13 protein-coding genes are annotated in these 20,515 nt (G+C 32.7%); 2 read left to right on the top strand and 11 right to left on the bottom strand.

Annotated elements, in window-relative coordinates; genetic code table 11:
- Positions 1-35: 35 nt before the first annotated feature.
- From DK441_RS13055 to DK441_RS13015, 9 genes are read right to left on the bottom strand one after another with little or no spacing between them, the layout of a single operon-like run.
- Positions 36-2,462 carry an ABC transporter permease gene (locus tag DK441_RS13055; RefSeq protein ID WP_109851119.1) on the bottom strand — a complete coding sequence of 809 codons (2,427 nt, stop codon included), beginning with the start codon at positions 2,460-2,462 and terminating at the stop codon, positions 36-38.
- A 34-nt stretch (positions 2,463-2,496) separates the two neighbouring features.
- Positions 2,497-4,917, bottom strand: coding sequence for an ABC transporter permease (locus DK441_RS13050; RefSeq protein ID WP_109851118.1), 2,421 nt, complete (start codon positions 4,915-4,917; stop codon positions 2,497-2,499).
- A 60-nt stretch (positions 4,918-4,977) separates the two neighbouring features.
- Positions 4,978-7,407: an ABC transporter permease gene (locus tag DK441_RS13045; RefSeq protein ID WP_109851117.1), complete on the bottom strand. Its 2,430-nt coding sequence runs from the start codon at positions 7,405-7,407 to the stop codon at positions 4,978-4,980.
- A gap of 23 nt (positions 7,408-7,430) precedes the next feature.
- Positions 7,431-9,809, bottom strand: a complete 2,379-nt coding sequence (locus DK441_RS13040; RefSeq protein ID WP_109851116.1) for an ABC transporter permease — start codon at positions 9,807-9,809, stop codon at positions 7,431-7,433.
- 49 nt (positions 9,810-9,858) lie between these two features.
- A complete protein-coding gene (locus DK441_RS13035) occupies positions 9,859-12,288 on the bottom strand; it encodes an ABC transporter permease (RefSeq protein WP_109851115.1) in 2,430 nt (809 codons plus the stop codon).
- A 41-nt stretch (positions 12,289-12,329) separates the two neighbouring features.
- Positions 12,330-13,079 (bottom strand): head GIN domain-containing protein, encoded by a 750-nt coding sequence (locus tag DK441_RS13030; RefSeq protein ID WP_109851114.1) that lies wholly within the window; start codon positions 13,077-13,079, stop codon positions 12,330-12,332.
- Positions 13,080-13,111: 32 nt separating this feature from the next.
- Positions 13,112-13,807 carry an ABC transporter ATP-binding protein gene (locus DK441_RS13025; RefSeq protein ID WP_025665224.1) on the bottom strand — a complete coding sequence of 232 codons (696 nt, stop codon included), beginning with the start codon at positions 13,805-13,807 and terminating at the stop codon, positions 13,112-13,114.
- A gap of 31 nt (positions 13,808-13,838) precedes the next feature.
- Positions 13,839-15,089 carry an efflux RND transporter periplasmic adaptor subunit gene (locus tag DK441_RS13020; RefSeq protein WP_109851113.1) on the bottom strand — a complete coding sequence of 417 codons (1,251 nt, stop codon included), beginning with the start codon at positions 15,087-15,089 and terminating at the stop codon, positions 13,839-13,841.
- A 1-nt stretch (position 15,090) separates the two neighbouring features.
- Positions 15,091-16,395, bottom strand: coding sequence for a TolC family protein (locus tag DK441_RS13015; protein WP_235015761.1), 1,305 nt, complete (start codon positions 16,393-16,395; stop codon positions 15,091-15,093).
- 273 nt (positions 16,396-16,668) lie between these two features.
- Here DK441_RS13015 and DK441_RS13010 point away from each other — a divergent pair, with 273 nt between their 5' ends.
- Together DK441_RS13010 and DK441_RS13005 are read left to right on the top strand one after the other, a co-directional pair.
- The gene (locus DK441_RS13010) at positions 16,669-18,033 is read left to right on the top strand and encodes a sigma-54 dependent transcriptional regulator (protein ID WP_109853511.1); all 1,365 of its coding nucleotides are present in this window, start codon (positions 16,669-16,671) and stop codon (positions 18,031-18,033) included.
- Positions 18,033-19,385: a PAS domain-containing sensor histidine kinase gene (locus tag DK441_RS13005; RefSeq protein WP_109851111.1), complete on the top strand. Its 1,353-nt coding sequence runs from the start codon at positions 18,033-18,035 to the stop codon at positions 19,383-19,385. Before DK441_RS13010 ends, DK441_RS13005 begins: the two co-directional genes overlap by 1 nt.
- 6 nt (positions 19,386-19,391) lie before the next feature.
- On the opposite strand, the gene DK441_RS13000 is transcribed toward DK441_RS13005, so the two are convergent.
- On the bottom strand, positions 19,392-19,799 hold the full coding sequence (locus tag DK441_RS13000; protein ID WP_160112084.1) for a hypothetical protein: 408 nt from the start codon (positions 19,797-19,799) through the stop codon (positions 19,392-19,394).
- Positions 19,800-19,845: 46 nt separating this feature from the next.
- The gene (locus tag DK441_RS12995; protein WP_025665230.1) at positions 19,846-20,448 is read right to left on the bottom strand and encodes a hypothetical protein; all 603 of its coding nucleotides are present in this window, start codon (positions 20,446-20,448) and stop codon (positions 19,846-19,848) included.
- Positions 20,449-20,515 lie beyond the last annotated feature (67 nt).

Here is a 20,515-nt window from a genome sequence, read left to right as displayed (position 1 = left end):
CCTTACTAGTTTTTAAAGACCCATAAGGACTTAAATCATTCTGTTCTTAAGCTTTTTATAGGATTCATTGACGCTGCTCTGAAACTTTTCCAACCTATAGTCATAAATGCAACTAATAGAGTTATACAACCGGCCAGAACAAATACCCACCACTGTATTTGTATACGGTAAGCAAAATCTTGAAGCCATGTATTCATGAGATAAAATCCAAGAGGAAATGCTATCAAAAAAGAAATACATACCAGTTTCATAAAATCAAATGAGAGCATAGTGATAATTTGAGGTATTGTAGATCCTAATACTTTACGAATTCCTATTTCCTTAAATCGTTGCTCTGCTGTAAAAGTTACCAGGCCAAATAATCCCAGGCATGCCACAAAAATGGTGAGCAAAGCAAATATTCTAAGGATAGTTCCCATTTTTTGCTCTTTCAGATAGGTTTGATTGTACAACTCATCGAGCAAGGCATAGTTAAAAGGTTCATTTACTTTAAAGTCGTTCCATATATTTTCTGCTGTGGCAATTAACCCTTTCATGTCAGAAGTTTTTGCTCTTACAATAAGCCCCGAACTTGGTTCATTAATCATTATTAGAGGATCTATAGTTTGATGTAATGATTTGAAATGAAAATCTTTTACCACTCCGATCACAGAATATTGTCTTGTACCTCCTTCATTATCTATAGACATTGTTACTGCCTGACCAATTGCATTATCGGTAAATCCTAGAATCCTGGCAGACGTTTCGTTAATAATCAAATTTGTGGTCTCTGATCCTTCGTCTATGGCAAAATTTCTTCCTGCAATCAATTCCATTCCCATCGTTGGGATATAATGTTCATCAATATTGTATACAATAGTTCTTCTAATAGCATCAGAATCCTGACCTGGATAAATACTTGACATATGATTATAAGATGGTCCTGCAGGAATATGGCCAGACATTGTAATGTTGGATACTCTTGGGTCTTTAAATAACTGTTCCTTAAAAACTTCTTCATTGTTCTTTAACATCCATGAATCCCTTAATACCAGTATTTGATCTTTTTCATAACCTATATCTTTATTTTGAATGAAAGACATCTGTTGATCTACTACTATAGTTGCCAGAATAAGACCTACCGATATCGCAAATTGAAAAATCACCAATCCACTTCTTAATCCCTTACTATTACCTGTGTTGGTAAATTTGTTTTTAAGTGCAGTGATGGGGGCAAATGATGAAAGAAAAAAAGCAGGGTAACCTCCGGCCAAAAAACTAATAATGATTCCTAATATTAATAAATACATTAGTACCTGAGGGCGAAGAATATAAGTTATATCTAATGCTTTTGCAGACAGGTCATTAAACAATGGTAATGAAATCATAACCAGAATTAAAGCCAAAACCATAGCTACCATAGTTGCAATAAAAGATTCTATCAAAAATTGTTTAATTAATTGACTTTTTGGTGATCCCAATACCTTTTTTACTCCTACTTCTTTAGCCCTTTTTGATGCTGCTGCTGTAGAAAGGTTCATAAAATTGATACAGGCAATAATTAAGATAAATATGGCTATTGCTCCAAAAATGTATACAGTTTTTATATCACCACCAGGCTCTAGATTGGTAGCATCTGCAAAATCTGAGTGAAGATGAATATCGGTCAAAGGTTGTAGAAATAATCCAATGTCATTTCCTTTTCCATTAAACTCTTCAAAAGTCATCCCCATAGATTTTTTTATCTGCGGCCCCATATACTTACGCACAATTTTTGGTAGTTTTTCTTCTACATTTTTATAATCTATACGCTTATCAAGAACAAGATAACTATGGTAACCAGATTCTATCCATTTGTGTTCTTTTGCAGCTGCAAATCCTTCCATAGACCCAAAAGCATCAAAATGAAAGTGAGAATTTGCAGGCACATCGTTAATTACTCCTGTAACCGTATAGCGTTGATTCCATTCTTTAAACTCCAAAACTTTTCCCAGAGGGTTTTCATTTCCAAAATACTTTGATGCTAATTTTTGAGTAATAACGACAGTATTAGGTTCTTGTAATGCTGTTACAAGATCTCCTTTAATGAGTGGCAATGTAAATACCTGAAAAAAATTAGGATCAACATATGCAAATTTTTGATCTCTAAATGTGTTGTTTTTATAGGTAATTTGGGGTGTTCCGCTTGATTTAATACGAGTTGCCTGTAAAACTTCTGGAAACTCTTCTTGTAATGTATATGCAACAGGGCCTGGTGTAACAGCTTCTTTTATTAGTTCGCCATTCATCTTTCCTTTTAGCACTACTCTAACAATTTGATCTGCTTTTTTATAGTGGCGATCATAACTTAATTCATCTACCACAAAAAGAAATATAACAAGAGCAGTAGCAATCCCTATGGCAAGACCCAGAATATTAATGGTAAACAAACCTTTGTGTTTCAAAAGGGTTCTCCAGGCTACTTTGATATGGTTTTTTAACATAATGGTTGTTTCTTAATTGATTTAAAATCACATATTATTCATCTCTTAGCACATCAACGGGGTTTCCGTTGGCTGCCATAAAACTCTGCCAACTTACCGTAAGCAATGTAATACCAAGTGCCATTATACCTGCAAGTACAAATATCCACCAGCTAAGATTTGTTTTTAATGCAAAGTTTTCTAACCACGAATTCATCGTATACCAGGCCACAGGAATCGCAATTATAAATGCAATCCCAACCCATTTGATAAAATCAATGTTTAATAATTTCAGAATCTTAAAAATACTTGCTCCATTTACTTTTCTAATCCCTATTTCTTTTTTACGTTGTACGCAGGTATACGATGTTAACCCAAACAAGCCTAATGCTGCGATAAATATTGCCAGAAGCGTAAACATCCTGAAAGCAGCACTAAACTCTTTATCATCATTATATTGTGCTTCAAACTTTTTATCTAAAAATGTATAGCCAAATGTACGTTGTGGTAGTATTTGTTTCCATTTTTCTTCTATCTGGGTAATCGCTTTATTGTATCCCAAAGTAGAAGCAACAGTGTCATCAAATTTTACTAATAAATTATTACTGCTATTACCGTGTAAAATAACCATAGGATGTACTCCTTTTTTTAATCCAAAATGATGGTAATTTTCAATAACCCCAGAAATTACCCATTCTCTTCCAAAAAAGCTTACCGTTTTATTGATTGCATCATCTGGATTAAAAATTTCCATTTCGCGCATACAAGCTTCATTAATTATAACCGTATTGCTATTTCCTTTGGGATTGTTTATAAAGTTATTTCCGGCAAGAAATTGAATATCTAATACATCAAGATAATTACTATCTGCTGTATAATTATAAAATATTTTTTTGCTATCCTCTGTTCCGTTGGGGTATTTCATTCCTATGAATGATGATAAATTATCATAACCATCCCCAGGATAGGTTTGAGTTCTTGCTGTACCGTATACAAAAGGAAATTTTTGTAGCTCTGTTTCAAGAATTTTACATTTTCTTCTAGCCAGAGAATCTGTCATATTGTTTAAAAATTCACCATGAAAAGAAATAGTTTGATTTAATTCTGCGCCAATCGGTTGCTTTTGCATAAAATCTATTTGTTTAGTAATAACTAACGTACCAATAAGCAAAACGATAGTGGCTAGAAATTGCAAAACAATCAATCCTTTTCTAATGTTTAATCCACTGGCAGAAGTGCGTATTTTTCCTTTTAATGCCTTTGAAGGTGAATATCCGCTTAATAAAATAGCTGGATATAGTCCTGCCAAAAGCACGCCAACTACGATAAAACCAATAATGGGTAATAACTGAGTAATAGTTGAAGTCTGTATTACCAATTCTTTTCCTGTAATATTATTATATAGCGAAAGCATACTTATAGTAAGTATAATGGCTATCACAATAGCAATACCATTTAGAACAATCGATTCTGTTAACGATTGTAAGATAAGTTGCAAGCGTTGTGCCCCAGCCACTTTACGAACACCTACTTCTTTGGCACGCTCTAATGATTTGGTTGTAGATAAGTTAATATAGTTAAGCCATGATAATAACAATACTATAAAAGCGATTGCTGTTAAGAATTTTACTCTGCTGATACTTCCATTGGTTTCAGCTTCATAAGGTTTATTAGAATATAGGTGAATATCTTCCAGAGGTTCTATATTATATCTTTCATCTTCATCATCTTCAAAATCACTAGCAATTACTTTACTTTTCAGAAGGGCTTTATCAGCATTTTTATCAATTTTTAAATACGTATAAAAATTACAATGTCCCCAGTTTAATTCTTTTTCTACATCTGATGCAAACCAGGTTGCATAAGTATTTAAAGAAATCAGGAAATTGGTTTTCATATGGGTATTTTCGGGAATATCTTTTAAGACCCCAGTTACCGTTAATAGCACTTCTTCACCTGCATAAAAACCTGATAATGTATTTTTTATAGGGTTTTGTGTTCCAAATATTTTTTTAGCAAAAGACTCTGTAAGTACAATAGTATTAGGTTCTTTTAATACATTTTGTTTATCTCCTTTTAAAAGTGGATACTTAAATACTTCAAAGTAGGTTTCATCTGCCATGGCACCTTTGGATTCTTCAATGATTTTTTCTTCATATTTAAAAGTCACTTTATCAAAACGGTAGAGACGTACCTGCTCTATCACTTCAGGAAATTCTTGTTTTAATGTAGGACCAATAAGATTAGCAGTTTGTGCATCAGATACTTCAAAAACATCACCTTTAAGAGCATCCATATATACACGGTATACATTCTCTGATCCCTCAAAAGTATCATAGCTACGTTCATAATTCACATAAACCATGATCAAAATAAAAGAAGCGATTCCTATGGCTAATCCCAAAATATTAATAAAAGAATAGAGCTTATTCTTTAACAGATATCTAATTGCTATTTTAAAATATAAGGTGTACATGATATATTATTTTTAGACTTACGGTACCAAAATTGATTTGGCACTTCTGCGATGTTTTTATTATTCTGTTCGTAAACTTTTTAACGGTTTAATAAATACTGCTCCGATAGATTGGTAACTTATAGTTAAAATAGCTACTACTATTGCCAGGATTCCTGCTATTAAAAATATTCCCCAACCGATGTTAATACGATATGCAAAATCTTCTAGCCATCTGCTCATCATATACCAACCAATAGGAATGGCAATACCTATTGAAATGATAATCAGTTTTAAAAAATCTAATGTCAATAACTTATATATACTCTTAAAAGGGGCTCCCAAAACCAAGCGGATGCTAATCTCCTTTTTACGCTGCTCTACCATAAAGGCAGAAAGAGCAAATAAACCAAGGCATGCTACAAGGATTGCAAACAAAGCAAAACTGACAAAGATTTTGCCCATACGTTGTACATCTTCGTGCATTTTAGAAAAATCCTGGTTTAGAAAACTATATCTAAAAGATTGGTTAGGAACATTTGTATCCCAAATTGTAGCAATTGATTTTAATACTTCATTTATATGATCTGTTCTTAAACGTACAGAAATCATCCCTGGACTATTATTTACTGCCATTGCCAATGGCTCAATGTCATTTTTTAAGGTTTCGAAATGAAAATCTTCTACTACACCAATTATGGTCCAGGAGTGTCTTCCATTAGTTATTTTTTTTCCTAAAGGATTCTCAAAACCAAAACTCTTAGCCATGACCTCATTAATGACCATAGCGTCGGTAGAGTCTGAAGCTAATTCTCTTGAAAAATCTCGTCCTTTTTTTATACGTATACCCAAGGTATTAATGTAGTCGTGATCTACTTCCCATCTTTGTGCAGGAACAGCTACACCATCATTTTCTTTTCCTTTTTCTTTAAAAGTATTTCCGTTTCTTTTTGTTCCTTCGATAGGTAAATAATCACTAACAGAAACTTGTTTTACTTCGGGTAATTTTAAGAGTTGATCCTTAAAGTTTTGTGTCTTATTTTCCAAACTTTCTGTGCCTTGAATAACCAGAACTTGTTCTTTATCATAACCCAGTTTCTTGTTCATAATATAATTCATCTGTTGGTATATGATTAATGTGCCGATGATAAGAACAATGGATGTAGTAAATTGAAAAATAACCAGGCTACTTCTTAGTTTACCACTTTTACTACCTGTACTTAAACTTCCTTTCAATACATTTACTGGTCTAAAAGCAGAGAGGTAAAAAGCAGGATATAATCCGGCCAAAATCCCAATACATAATGCCGAAAACAGTAATACGGATAAAAACCACCATTGACCCCATGGTACAATCAAAGTTTTTGAGGCAATCGTATTAAAATATGGCAGTAATGCCCATGCCAATACTACTCCCAAAACAAATGAAATGATACTAAACAAGACTGACTCGGTGATGAACTGAGAAATTAAATTTCTCCTAAAAGCTCCTACGGTTTTTCGCAGCCCTACTTCTTTGGCACGATTTGCTGATTTGGCTGTAGATAGGTTAATAAAGTTAATACATGCCAATAGCAGAATAAATATTGCAATGGCACCAAATAACCATATAAAACGGATATCACCATGTTTTAATCCATCACTAATATCTGTTGATTTTAAGTGGATATCGCTTATAGGTTGTAGCTTGAATTGATAGCTTTTTAGAAAATCGATTTTATCAAACCTGTTAGATTCTCTAGCTGTAGGGATCATGTAATCTTCAACAATAGAGAACATTTTTTGTTCTAATTCTTGAATATTGGTATTATCATTCACTAAAACATAAGTGTGATAATTCTGCGCACCCCAATTATGTTTTTCATAAGGATAAAAATCCCTGCCCACCATTGTCATCAGAAAGTTGTACTTAAAATGGGTGTTTTCTGGTGAATCTTTCATTACACCAGTGATTTTATAAGGTTTCTCTGTATTATTATCTAAAATCAGTGTTTTACCAATAGCATCTCCGTTAGGGAAATATTTATCAGCTTTTGCTTGAGAGATTACGATAGTTCCTGGTTGGGATAAAGCACTCTTAGTACTTCCTTGTGCAAGTGGTATTTCTAAAATTTCTAATAACTCCTGATCGGCAAAAATGAATCCATTTTCAAAAATGTTTTCTGTTTCTCCTTCTATTCGAAGCTCTTTGTTTCCGGTACCAAAAAGTTCGCTTGTAAGAAATCTCCCTGACTTTTCTATTTCAGGAAAATCCTTTTTTAGCGCTTTAGCAAAAGGTGCAGGATAATGAGTCCATTTAATAAGTTCACCCTTATGTATTACTTCTGTATATACCCTATAAATTTGTTTTTCAGAAACATAATGCTTGTCATAGCTGAATTCATCTTTGATAAAAAGTGCGATCAATACACAAGCCATTATCCCAACAGCAAAACCTCCTATTTTGATGAACGTAAACATCTTGTCTTTTAAGATACTTCTCCAGGCTATTTTTAAATGATTTTTTAACATAACTGTTGTTTTTAAATGATGATTTATTCTTTTCGTAAGCTTTTTATGGGATTCTGTAATACAGCAGAAACTATTTTGCTGCTCACCGAAAAAAGCACTACAAATAAGGCTAGTAATCCTGCCATAATTAGATAGATGAATTTGACACCTTCATGATATGCAAAAACATGTATTATTTTATTTGCAATGAAATAAACCGTAATAAGTCCTAATGTTGCAGCAATAGAGAATAATATCATGTACTCTCTAAGTAGTATTAGAAAAATACTTTTCGCATTGGCTCCCAGCACTTTTCGTATTGCTATCATTTTTTGTTGAGTTTTTAACGAAAAGGATACCAGACTATATAACCCAAGTACTGCCAATAGTATAGCTAACACCGAGAAAAAAATGAAAATATTGATTGTACCTTTTAATGAGTTCAAATAACTGTTGTCAAGATTGTCATCCAAAAAGCTGAACTCAATGGGGTTTTCTGGAAAATTATTGTTAAAAAGTGTATTGACCAATGTTTGGGCTTCTGCCCTTTTATTTGAAGCTACTTTTATGGTTACATACGAACTACCCGAGCCTTGATCCATAAAAAGAATCATAGGTGGTATTTTCTTGAATGCGGTATAATCATTAAAATCTTTTACTACACCAATCACTTTTAAACGACCATTATCGATTTTCTTACCCAAGGCATTATCCCAGCCAAACAATTCTAAAGCAGTTTGGTTTATGATACATGCGCTTTGGATATCTGTAGCATAATTTTCAGAAAAATCTCTTCCTTCAATTAGCTTCATTTGGTAGGTTTTCAAAAAATCGTAATCTATCCTGTGTGACCTAATCACAGCTTTTTCATTAGTTGTATTACCCTCCCAATCTATACTTTGTTGCCTTCCTCCACCAAATGGACCCGAATCTGATATAGAATAATTAAGAATATTGGGGTTTTGTAGTAATCGTTCTCCTATTGTTTTAAGTACCTCTCTGTCTTCTTTATTGGTAACATCTATAAATGACACTAATAAATCTTCTTTTACAAATCCAATATCTCGTTGCTCTATATATTTAAACTGCTCTATAATAAGTATTGAAGTAAATACCAGTGGTATCACTAATACTAATTGAAAAACAACCAGAGCTTTTCTTAGACCAGAACGACGTTTAATAGACGAATTACCTTGAAGAAAAGAAGAAATTTTTAAGGATGTAAGAAAGAAAACAGGATATAAACCAGCCAAAATACCTGCCAGAAGTGAACCAAGCATAGCATATATAAAAAATGGCCAATCCTGACTAAAAACAATAGATAAATTCTTTCCGACAATCTTATTAAATAATGGAAGAAACAATACCACCAAACCTATAGCAATGATAAAAGAAATGGATACCATAACCAATGATTCGGTAATAAATTGGTACCTTAAATGGCTCTTTGTACTACCCATAACCTTTTTGATTCCTATTTCTAATTCTCTCTTCATAACCTGGGCAGTGGATGAATTTATATAATTTAACAAGCTGATTAAAGCAGTAAAAATTACAACTGCAAGAAAAAGATACAGTGTAGTAATCTCACTCCTATTTCCTCCTCCTCCTCTTACCTTAGACGTTTTCATATAAATATCTCTAATAGGTCTAAGGCTAAGTAATTCCTGAATTCCATCTTCCAGCGTAAGGTGATCTGCTAAAAACCCTTTTATTTTTTCTGACACCTTGCCGATTTCTGTGTTATTCCTTAGCTGGACATAAGTAGATGCATTATTTGCACCCCACCCCGCATCGAGTGTATTTCTTGTAATGGTTTCATATGAACTAAAAGATAGTAGGTAATCAATCTTTAAATGAGAATTATCGGGATAATCAGCAAATACGCCAGTAACTACACAGTCATATTTTTTATCGATATGTATTGTTTTTCCGATAATATTACTTTCTGGAGAAAGTTTTTTGGCTAATGATTCTGAAAGTACTATGCTCATTGGGTTTTCTAAAGAGCTGTTCTGATCACCTTCTACAAACTTTAAAGTAAATAGTTTTAAAAATTCATTATCTGCAAACAATCCATTCTTTTCATGATACATTGCATCATTAACGCCCAGGTAGTTTGCGGTAGTTCTTATACTGGTAGCATTAGTAATTTCGGGAATAGAGCTTTGCAATTCATCTGATAATATATAAGGTGTACTATCCCAAATATCACTTTGGATACTACTTACATATGTTCTTTCTATTCTAAAAAGTCTATCATAATCAGTATGAAATACATCATAACTATTCTCATGATTTATATAAAAAAGCATAAAAATCACCGCCGATAAACCTATGGTGAGTCCACCAATATTTACCACCGAATACCCTTTGTTTCTTTTTAGGTTTCGCCAAGCGATTTTGATATAGTTTTTAAACATAACTGCTGTTTTTTTGATATTGATAGCACCTTTAGCACTAGATGATGATTTATTCTGTACGCAAACTTTTTACCGGATTGGCAGTTGCTGCTTTAAATGCCTGTACACAGACAGTTAATATTGTAATACCCATAGTAATAGCACCTGCTAAGGCAAAAATCCACCAACTAATCGAAATTCTATATGCAAAACCTTGTAACCAGTCTTCCATATAATAATATGCAAGAGGAGTAGCTATGAGTAATGCTATAAGTACCAGTTGTACAAAATCTTTAGTAAGCATATTAATCACATTCCCTACGCTCGCACCTAATACTTTTCGAATTCCTATTTCTTTTTTCTTCTGCTCTGCCATAAAGGAAATCAGTCCAAATAAACCTAAACAACTGATTAAAATAGCCAAACAAGTAAATACAATTGATATTTGACTTAGTCGTTTTTCTTCAACAAATAATTTTCCGACTTCCTTATCAACAAAGGTGTACACAAAGGGTGTACTAGGATTTATAGATGTCCAGCTACGATCTAGATTAGCTAACAAGGTTTTAAAATCTGTAGTTTCTGTTTTAACGATAAGCCATCCTGGTTCACTATCATTGAAAAGTAAGATCGGAGCTATTGATTCTTTTAACGATGCAAAATGATAATCGGCTACAACCCCTACAATTTCAAACACAGAAGTTTCTCCTTCATATGTTTGTATCAATTTAGAAGTTAATGCATTATCGATATCAATATCAAATGCATCAATAGTAGCTTTATTAACGATAACCTGAGTACTATCATTAGCCCGTAAATCACGACCAATAAGCAGAGGTGTTCCTACGGTTTTAAAATAATTATCACTAACACCATTGTATTTAACCAATGTTTGATTTGCAGGGTTTTCTCCCGGAAGGTGTAATCCCAAATCATTCATTATATATTCTGATGGGTAGTGATTACTCCCTGCAACATCGGTAACTCCTGATACTGTTGATATTTGAGATCGCAGTGCATCAAATTTTCCTATCGCCTCATCAGTTCCTAAACGAATTGCAATAAGGTTTTCTTTGTCAAACCCCATATCTTTAGTTTGTGAATACTCTACTTGCTTATTCACTATTATTACTGCAGCTATCAAGGCAATTGATACAATAAATTGAAAGACAACTAATGCCTTACGGAAGTTCCCGCTACCTGTTGATACATTAATGGTGCCTTTAAGTACCTTAACCGGTTTGATAGCAGATAAGATCAAAGCTGGATATGCGCCGGCAAACAACCCACTACATATACTTAATGCTAGTAAAGGCATTAAAATTTTCAAATCAAACAAAGCAGTGTAGTGTATGTTTCCCTTGGTAAGTACATTAACAAAAGGTAATACCAAAGCTGTTATAGGAATACTTATCACTAAAGCAAAAAGAGATAGTACTATTGATTCTCCTAAAAATTGACGTATTAAGGAGCCTCTATTTGCACCTACTGCTTTTCTCACTCCAATTTCTTTGGCACGCTTATTTGCCCGTGCCGTACTAAGATTAATGAAGTTAATACATGCTACTACCTGGATAAATAGAGCAAGAATAAGTAGTAAATATAGATATTGAATATTCGAAACGGTATCAATCTGATTAGAGATTCCCTTAGAGTAAAGGTGAATATCTTTAACCTTTTGCAATAGTAAGGCTTTATCAAAACCTACTGCTGCCAAATTTTGTGCACCACGATTTTGCAAAAATGCAGGTAGTTTTTCTTGCAGTTGCTTCTCATTAGACCCAGGCAGCAATTTTACATAACTATGTACAAAATTCTGAGTTGCAAAGTTTTGTTCATTTCTTACAAACTCTCCCAACCCAGGAGAATTCATACTTAAAATATAATTTGGATTAAGATGAGATTTTGTGATGTTATCCTCAAAAACCCCTGTAATGGTCAAAATTAATTCATCCTCACCACTGCCTAGAACCAAATTTTTGTGTAACGCTTGCTCCGTTCCAAATAATTTTTTGGCTAACGTAGCAGAAAGGACAACAGTATTAGGATTTACTAATGCGCCTGTGGCACTACCTTCTTTAAAAGAATAACTAAATAGGTTAAAAAAAGTTGGGTCTGCCAAATAACCACGAGATTCGTAATAGCTTTCTTTACTATCCTGAACTCGCAATAGTGCATCATTACCTTCACCAAAATATACAATACGACAAGCTTCTTGTACTTCTGGAAAATCTTCTTTTAAAGCAAAAGCTATAGGAGGAGAACTTGTAGCTGCATTAAAATCAGCACCACCATTACCATTACCCGTAATTACAGTTCTTATTCTATAAAGAGATTCGGCATCTTTGTGATGTGTATCATAACCCAATTGAGCAAATACATATACTATGATACTTAGACAACAAACGGTACCTACAGTAAGACCTAGTAGGTTTATACTTGTCTGAAGTTTATTTTTTGTAAGATTTCTCCAGGCTATTTTTAAATGATTTTTTAGCATAACTGTCGTTTTTTGATGTCAGGTTTTGATTGATCTGATGTTTAATTTATTTTATGAATCGTTGCTTCGCCTAAAATTATTCCTTTATTTATCGAAGGATTTCCATTATAAGCCACAGTTGTTTCTCCGTATGCAGTAACTTTTAAATGATCTGAAACTCTTACTCTAAAATTACTTTCGCCATATGCTGTGATCTTGGTATTTTCGTTAATCATCCCTAAAGTGTTCACTTTTCCTTCTCCATACACTGTATATTTTTGATCGTTTACACTACCCTCTTTAATTTCCAGGTAACTTTCTCCATAAATAGAAACACGTAGTGAGTTTACTTTTAATGAATTCATCGTCATTTTAGATTCACCATAGATTTTTAATCTGAAGTCATCTCTTTTTATTGGACTTTTACATTCAATTATTTCTTCTCCTCGTATTGAAAGTTCTCTGAGTTGAGTATATGTTATAACAGCAGTTACCATGGTTCCCTTATAGATAGGTTTCTTTCTCTCCCACCCATTTTCGTTTGTTTTCACTGTTTTGGTTGTTGTTTTGGCTCCATCCAAATACATACGAAGTGTATTTCCTGCTACCTCGATATTAATTTTTTCCTGTGGTACACGTGTGTTTTCGATCATAACACTTTCTTTTTCACCTTCAATAAAAATCACCTGGATATGCGGACTTACAATTACTTTATCAAAATGCTGTACAGCTATTGTTTCTGATTGACCCTGGCATAGATTGATACAAAAAAGTAATATTGCGATTGCTATGTGGTATAAATATTTTATCATGACTTTGGTTTTAATGGTTTATTTAACGAGTATTACCCATTAACCTTAAAAGGTTTATTTTGGCTTTCGGTTACAATTTGTCCGTCAAACAGGTTAATAACTCTATGCGCATAATGCGAATCTCTGTCTGAGTGCGTTACCATAACAATGGTAGTTCCTTCCTGATTAAGTTCGGTAAGTAAGTTCATAACCTCGATACCGTTTTTAGAATCAAGATTTCCTGTAGGTTCATCGGCAAGAATAAGCTTGGCATTGGTTACAACAGCTCTGGCTATAGCAACTCGCTGTTGCTGCCCTCCTGATAATTGCTGAGGGAAATGTTTTTCGCGATGTGCAATTTTCATTCGCTCTAGTACCTGTTTTACTTTTTGCTCTCGCTCGCTCTTTTTCATATTAAGATAAATCAAAGGGAGCTCTACGTTTTCAAAAACGGTAAGTTCATCAATCAAATTAAAGCTCTGAAATACAAATCCAAGGTTTCCTTTTCTAATTTTGGTACGTTGATTTTCTTTCAATCCACCTACTTCCTCACCATTAAAGTGATAATATCCTTCATTAGGGTTATCCAACATACCAATGATGTTAAGTAAAGTAGATTTCCCACAACCTGATGGTCCCATTATGGCTACAAATTCTCCTGCTTCAACTTTTAGATTTACATTATTTAATGCCAGAGTTTCGACTTCCTCGGTTCTAAAACTCTTTTTTATGTTCTCTATCTGTATCATTTTTTGATTGATTTTATTTTCTAAATGCTATTTATTTTAAAATTATTTTTTCGGCGTCTCCAAAACTATCATAGTTTGAAGTAATTACTTTTTCTCCTGCTTCTAGTCCTTCGAGTAATTCATAATATCTCGAGTTTTGTTTCCCTATACGTATGGCTCTTTTCCATGCTACTTCGCCCGAAGCATCCACAACAAAAATCCATTGCCCTCCGGTACTCTGGAAAAAACTTCCTCGAGGTAGTAAAAGTGCATCATTTGATGCTCCTAGTTGCAGTTTTATATTATAGCTCTGCCCTGTTCGTATAGTTTCGGGTTTTTGATCTGCAAAAACCAGGTCTACTTTAAATTTCCCGTTGCGTACCTCGGGATATACTTTACGAAGGCGAAGTTGATATTCTTTACCATTACGATCTAACACTGCGGTTAAATCTCTTTTTACTCTATCTATATAATGCTCGTCTATTGTTGCTTCTATTTTATAATCTGTTAATACATTTATCTGCCCTATGCGTTGTCCTTGTCTTATATTCTGACCTATTTCTGCATCTAAAAATCCTAATTGACCATCGGCAGGAGCTCTTACATTTAGATGATCCAAACGTTCATACACCATAGAAAGTGTTTTTTGCATACGCTCCAGATCGGTATCTAATCCTGATAAAGAAGTAGCTCGAAGAGATTTATCTTGTTCTGTTTGAAGCTTAATTATTTCATGTCGTTTTTTGGATAGCTCATAGTTTTCTTTTGAAATTAGATATTCTTCCCGAGAAATCAATTCATCATCAAACAAAGCCTTACTCTGTTCATAATTTCGCTTCAATTTTTGTAATTCATATTCTGAGCTCACCAGGTCTTTTTGGCCTTCTACTTGTCTAGAATCAAAAGTCAACTTTGTAGAACGAAGGTCATTCTGTTTTAATGCTAAATTACTTTCACTAGCCAAAATCTGTTCATAAAGAGCACTATTTTCTAACCTTAATATAATATCTCCTTTTTTTACCATCGCTCCTTCTTCGATAAGCTTTTCTGTTACTCTACCTCCTTCATAAGCATCCATATAAATTGTACTTATTGGGGCTACTGCACCATTAATGGTAATATAATCATCAAATTTCCCAAAAGAAACTTCTGCTATCGACAATTTTTCTTTTTCTGTTCTAAATGTAGCTGCCGAGTTTCCGAATACCATTTTCCAACCTACAAAAAACAATACTATACCTATAGCAATGTATCCATAATGTTTAGGTCTTAACCCTTTTTTCTTTTCAATTTTTATATCCATTTTATTGTGCTCTATTTATATTAAAAACAGGTAATCCATTATAAAAATCCAATGTGCTTTCGTTTACTTTTAAACGTAATTGTACCTGTAGGTTTTCGTTTTGTGAGTTGGCTAATAAGTTTTTAGATTGGTTAAGTTCTATAGCACTTATCAACCCTTTTTCATATCTCTTTTGTGCTATCTTAAAAGTTAATACCTGTGCATTCATTTTTTGCGAACTCTGTTGATATTCAAAACGTAGTGCATCTCCTTCCTGAACAAGTTGTTGTATTAGTTTAAACAGTTCTTGTTTTTGAATATCAAAATTATTGTCTGCTCTCATCATTTCTACCTTTTGCTGTTTTACACGTGACCGATTTGACCATCCATTACTGATAGGAATGTTAAGCGAAACTCCAACATATTTTGAGACATTATCTTTAATCTGATTTTTAAAAGAAATAACTCTTCCTGTATTGTCATTAACATTGGTTTCATAAAATCCTGTTTGATAACCTGCAAAAAAAGACAGAGAGGGGTACAAGCCCCCTCTGGCTATGGCTAATTGCTTTTTGGCTGCTTTTGCTTTTAACTCTTGTGCTTTTATGATAGGAACAAAAGTTGTCGCTTTACTGTAAATAGAATCTCTATTTGCTTTAAAAACATCCACATTATCATCGGCTTCTATAAGAGAAGATTGAATAGAAATAGTAGTAACATCTTCTAAGTTCATTTCTTGTATGAGTTTAAGTTTTGCAGCTGCTACATTATTCTCATTTTGAGTAACCAATAATTGATCGGCTAATAATGCAGATTCTGCTTCATACAAATCAGCTTTTGCTTTTTGACCAAGTTCTACTTGTCTTTTTACAAGTGTATAATTAGTAGTGGATACTTCTTCTTGTTCTTTAGAAATGGTTAAAAGTCCTTCCATAAACTGAATATCATAAAAAGCAGACATTACTCTAAATGCCAGTAGATATTTTTGATGCAGCACTTCTTCATTTGCTGCTTTATTCAAAAATTTTGAAGCTTTGATTGTGTTTATTTTTTGAAAACCTCTAAACAAATCAATTTCTGCATTCAACCTATAATTATTAGAGAAAAAATCAGTGTTTACAATATTGTTATTATTGGGATCTACCGATCTTCCATATCGAATATTATAATCTGAAAATGCATTGATACTTGGCAATAAATTTCTTACCGATTGCCGATATGTTTCTTTGTTAGCATCCTGATTGTATTTAAAATCCTTGAGTTGTAAATTATGATCTACAGCATAGGCTACACAGTCATCTAATGACCATGATTCTTGAGAATACATTGTATTTGATATCAAGATCAAGAGAAAATATAAGATTTTGTTTTTAGACTTTATCATTTATAAACACTTAAATAACGTTTTGATGCCAAACCATAACCTAATGCCGTGCCAAAAACACAAAACATTACATATCAATACATTAACATAAAAAGCATTTATATTGAATTTTTAAAATGTAAAATTATTATACAAATAGTGTCAAATAATTTTACACCTCTATAGGAGTACTGTCTCAAATTTGTAGTTTTACTATGGTAACTTAAATAATAAATGATGCAGGATGGAAAAATTTTAATCATTGATGATAATAAGAGTGTTTTAAGCGCATTAGAAATTTTATTGCAGTTTGAGTACAAACACATTAAAACAATTTCTAATCCCAATCAAATTTCTTCGTTGCACAATCTAAGTGATTATGATATTGTGGCATTAGATATGAATTTTTCTGCCGGTGTCAATACAGGAAATGAAGGTTTATTCTGGCTTAGAGAAATAAAGAAAAAAGCTCCTCATACTTCGGTAATTATGATGACGGCTTATGGTGCTGTCGATCTTGCTGTAAAAGCGTTAAAAGAAGGAGCTACCGATTTTATATTAAAACCCTGGAATAATGAAAAGCTACTGGCTACAATAAAGTCTGCTTTTTTACTTCGTAAATCCAGAAAAGAAGTACAAGAACTAAAGCAGAAAGAAAACCACCTAAAACAGGTTATCAATCAAGACAGCAACTATATTATTGGTAACTCTAAAGCACTAACTGCTGTCTTAAACCTAGTTAGAAAAGTGGCAAAAACAGATGTTAACGTTTTAATCACAGGTGAAAACGGAACAGGAAAAGAACTAATTGCCAGAGAATTACATAGAATGTCTCCCCGAAAAAACGAGGTTTTTATTGGAGTAGATATGGGCTCAATATCAGAAACATTATTTGAAAGTGAACTTTTTGGTCATACCAAAGGAGCTTTTACAGATGCCAAAGAAGATCGCGCAGGAAAGTTTGAAGCAGCAAACAACGGTTCTTTGTTTCTTGACGAAATCGGAAACTTATCACTACAAACACAAGCCAAACTATTATCTGCAATACAAAACAGAACAGTTGTAAGGGTTGGTTCTAATAAACCTATCTCCGTAAACATACGCCTGGTTTGTGCCACTAATTGCAACCTTAATCAAATGGTAGATGAAGGTATTTTTCGCGAAGATTTATTATATAGGATAAATACGATTCATATTGAAGTACCTCCATTGCGAGAACGAAATAATGATATCCTGATACTTGCAGATTTTTATTTAAAAAAATTCGCGACAAAATATGGCAAATCGTCACTTCGAATAAATACTGCTGCCGAAGAAAAATTAATGGGATATCGCTGGCCAGGAAATGTAAGAGAGTTACAACACACAATAGAAAGAGCAGTAATTTTATGTGAAGGAAATGTATTGAAACCAACAGATTTTTTATTGAGTAACAGCCCAGGGGTTTCTTTGGATAAAGGTCCTGAGACTCTTGATGAAATGGAACGACTCATGATTGCCAAAGCACTTGACAAACATAATGGAAACTATAGTGCTGCTGCAAATCAACTTGGTATTTCGAGACAGACTTTATATAACAAAATAAAAAAATCAGAAAACTAATGGTAAGCCAAAATCTCTATACAAAATTAATCCTAAGAGTAGTAATGCTTTCCTTAACTGCATTGATATTAGCCTTTGCGTTTTTTAAAGAATTGTATATTTTGTCTTTTTTTGTTCTATTATTACTTTCATTACAAACGATATTTTTAATCCAATATCTAAACCATAATAATAGAAAGATTGCCTACTTTTTTAATTCAATTAAAAATGAAGATTTCACACTTCGATTTCCCGAAAAAGGAGGCCCAAAATCATTTAACGAATTAAATCAGAGCCTTAATAGTCTTAATGATGTAATTCGAAAAGTACACTTAAAAAACCAGACACAGGAACAGTATTACCAAGAAATACTAAAGCAAGCAGAAATTGGTATTTTGACTTTTAATCATAAAGGGCATATTCTTTTTAACAATCCTAAAGTCGAAAAATTACTAAATTATACTCCTCTAAACCATATAAAACAGCTAGTGCAGGTTGATAAAAAATTGTATGACTTATTTAATAATATTAAACCATTTGAACGAAAACTCTTTCAACTTACCAACGAGCGAGAGACGATACAGTTGTCTATTAAATCTTCAGAAATAGTATTAAATAACGAAGTTTTAAGATTAATAACCATACAAGATATCCATAACGAATTAGACGAAAAAGAAACAGATTCGTGGATAAAACTCATTAGAGTTTTGACTCACGAAATTATGAACTCTGTTACTCCCATTACTTCAATATCAGAATCTATTTTGGGATATTATAAGGATAAAAGCGGGATCATACCGGTTACAGCAATTGATGAAAATAAAATTCATAATACTGCAAAAGGACTAGAAGTAATCAAAAATCAGGGAAATGATTTAATGAGTTTTGTACAGTCGTATCGTAGCTTCTTAAATGTACCTGTACCCGATAAGAAAATAATTAAAGTAGATGAATTATTAGAGAAGGTAAAAGTTTTGATGAGCCAGGAAATTGACTTTAATGTCATTTCTTTTGACATGCTTACTACTACAGAAGATCTCGAAATTTATGCAGACGAAAAGCTAATTACTCAGATATTGCTAAACCTTTGTAAAAATGCAATTCAAGCTTTAAAAGATACCGAAAAAGCAACTCTTATGTTTATTGTTGGAATTACTACTGAAGGAAAAAAATACATAACAGTTAAAGATAATGGCCCGGGCATACATCCTGATATCATGAGCCAGATATTTATACCTTTTTTTACCACAAAAAACGATGGTACAGGTATAGGCTTAAGTCTTTCTAAACAAATAATGCATATGCATGGAGGTAGTCTAACGGTTCACTCTATACCTAATAAGGAGACTTCTTTTTCATTACTTTTTGAGTAATATTATTTATTTTACCGTATCAAGTTTTAATGTTTTAAGTAAAGCATCAAAGTAGTAATCTTCCTGATCTGGTATGATTACTACTTTATACGCTGTATTTTTTATAATATAATGTGAGGAGGTCTCGGGGTCTAATATTTTAGAATGACGATTAACAATCTTTTGAATAAAGTCATTAATCAAAAGTACCTCGTCGTAACTTATTTCTCTGCGATATGTAGGTTTATCACTTTTATAAACTAGATAATCATTCCTAAAACTAAGAGATTTTTTATCCCCGGTATGGCTGTTAAACTCAAAAGTAAAATCTTTAGACGTAAATATTTTATTAATATTTTCTACCGTTGGCTCTACACTACGAGCACAACTCACAACGAAAATAATAACAAAAACTACCTTTATTCTATGCATCATCTTTAGAAAAGAAGCAAGATAAAAGATAAATTACTATCTCCTTATCTTATTTTGAAGCAAATCGCTTTATAGAACTTTCAAAATCAATATCCTCCAGGTTACTAATCAACAATCCGATTCCTCCTGATTTTGAAGCAACTATATATTCTGTCTGGAATTTTCTATCTTTTTTATAAGCTTTTAAATATTTAAGCTTAACTACTTTTGATGTTGGAGTAAAGAAAAAACGACCATGAATTCTTTTATATTTTACTTCCTGAATATTAGATTCATCTTGCAATTGATCATTAAGTGCAGCAACGACTCTAGCGGCTCTATGCTCATCAAACTGATAGAAATCACAAGTATAGATAAATACGTAGTTTTCTACATTATTTTCATCAACAAATAGTTCGAAATCTACTTTTTTATCTTCTATTTTTTTTAATTCATGTAAAGCAACCTTTTTAAACTTTGGTTTATTTTCTAATGAATCTAATCTGCTTTTAAATTCTTCGGGAGATGTTTTAGAATAGGCACTGGTAAGCACAATAGTATTGTTTCTAAATTCGATTGTGTTTTTCGAAAACTTAGAAAACTTAGATTCTTTGGGTAAAAATTCGCATCCTACAATAAGGATTACGATTAGCAATAGTAGAATTTTTTTCATAAGGCATTTGTGTTAATTATTATAACATTATATAGATAAGCCCTAAATGATTGTCTTGCAAGTTAAT

It is taken from the genome of Aquimarina sp. AU58 (genome assembly GCF_900312745.1).
GTDB lineage: Bacteria > Bacteroidota > Bacteroidia > Flavobacteriales > Flavobacteriaceae > Aquimarina > Aquimarina spinulae.
The sequence above is the reverse complement of the archived record's forward strand: the minus strand, read 5'-3'. Positions and strand labels throughout refer to the sequence as shown.

Coding starts and splice junctions, on each gene's coding strand:
- DK441_RS13055 (WP_109851119.1), bottom strand. CDS start 2,462: ATGTTAAAAAACCATATCAAAGTAGCCTGGAGAACCCTTTTGAAACAC.
- DK441_RS13050 (WP_109851118.1), bottom strand. CDS start 4,917: ATGTACACCTTATATTTTAAAATAGCAATTAGATATCTGTTAAAGAAT.
- DK441_RS13045 (WP_109851117.1), bottom strand. CDS start 7,407: ATGTTAAAAAATCATTTAAAAATAGCCTGGAGAAGTATCTTAAAAGAC.
- DK441_RS13040 (WP_109851116.1), bottom strand. CDS start 9,809: ATGTTTAAAAACTATATCAAAATCGCTTGGCGAAACCTAAAAAGAAAC.
- DK441_RS13035 (WP_109851115.1), bottom strand. CDS start 12,288: ATGCTAAAAAATCATTTAAAAATAGCCTGGAGAAATCTTACAAAAAAT.
- DK441_RS13030 (WP_109851114.1), bottom strand. CDS start 13,079: ATGATAAAATATTTATACCACATAGCAATCGCAATATTACTTTTTTGT.
- DK441_RS13025 (WP_025665224.1), bottom strand. CDS start 13,807: ATGATACAGATAGAGAACATAAAAAAGAGTTTTAGAACCGAGGAAGTC.
- DK441_RS13020 (WP_109851113.1), bottom strand. CDS start 15,089: ATGGATATAAAAATTGAAAAGAAAAAAGGGTTAAGACCTAAACATTAT.
- DK441_RS13015 (WP_235015761.1), bottom strand. CDS start 16,395: ATGTATTCTCAAGAATCATGGTCATTAGATGACTGTGTAGCCTATGCT.
- DK441_RS13010 (WP_109853511.1), top strand. CDS start 16,669: ATGCAGGATGGAAAAATTTTAATCATTGATGATAATAAGAGTGTTTTA.
- DK441_RS13005 (WP_109851111.1), top strand. CDS start 18,033: ATGGTAAGCCAAAATCTCTATACAAAATTAATCCTAAGAGTAGTAATG.
- DK441_RS13000 (WP_160112084.1), bottom strand. CDS start 19,799: ATGATGCATAGAATAAAGGTAGTTTTTGTTATTATTTTCGTTGTGAGT.
- DK441_RS12995 (WP_025665230.1), bottom strand. CDS start 20,448: ATGAAAAAAATTCTACTATTGCTAATCGTAATCCTTATTGTAGGATGC.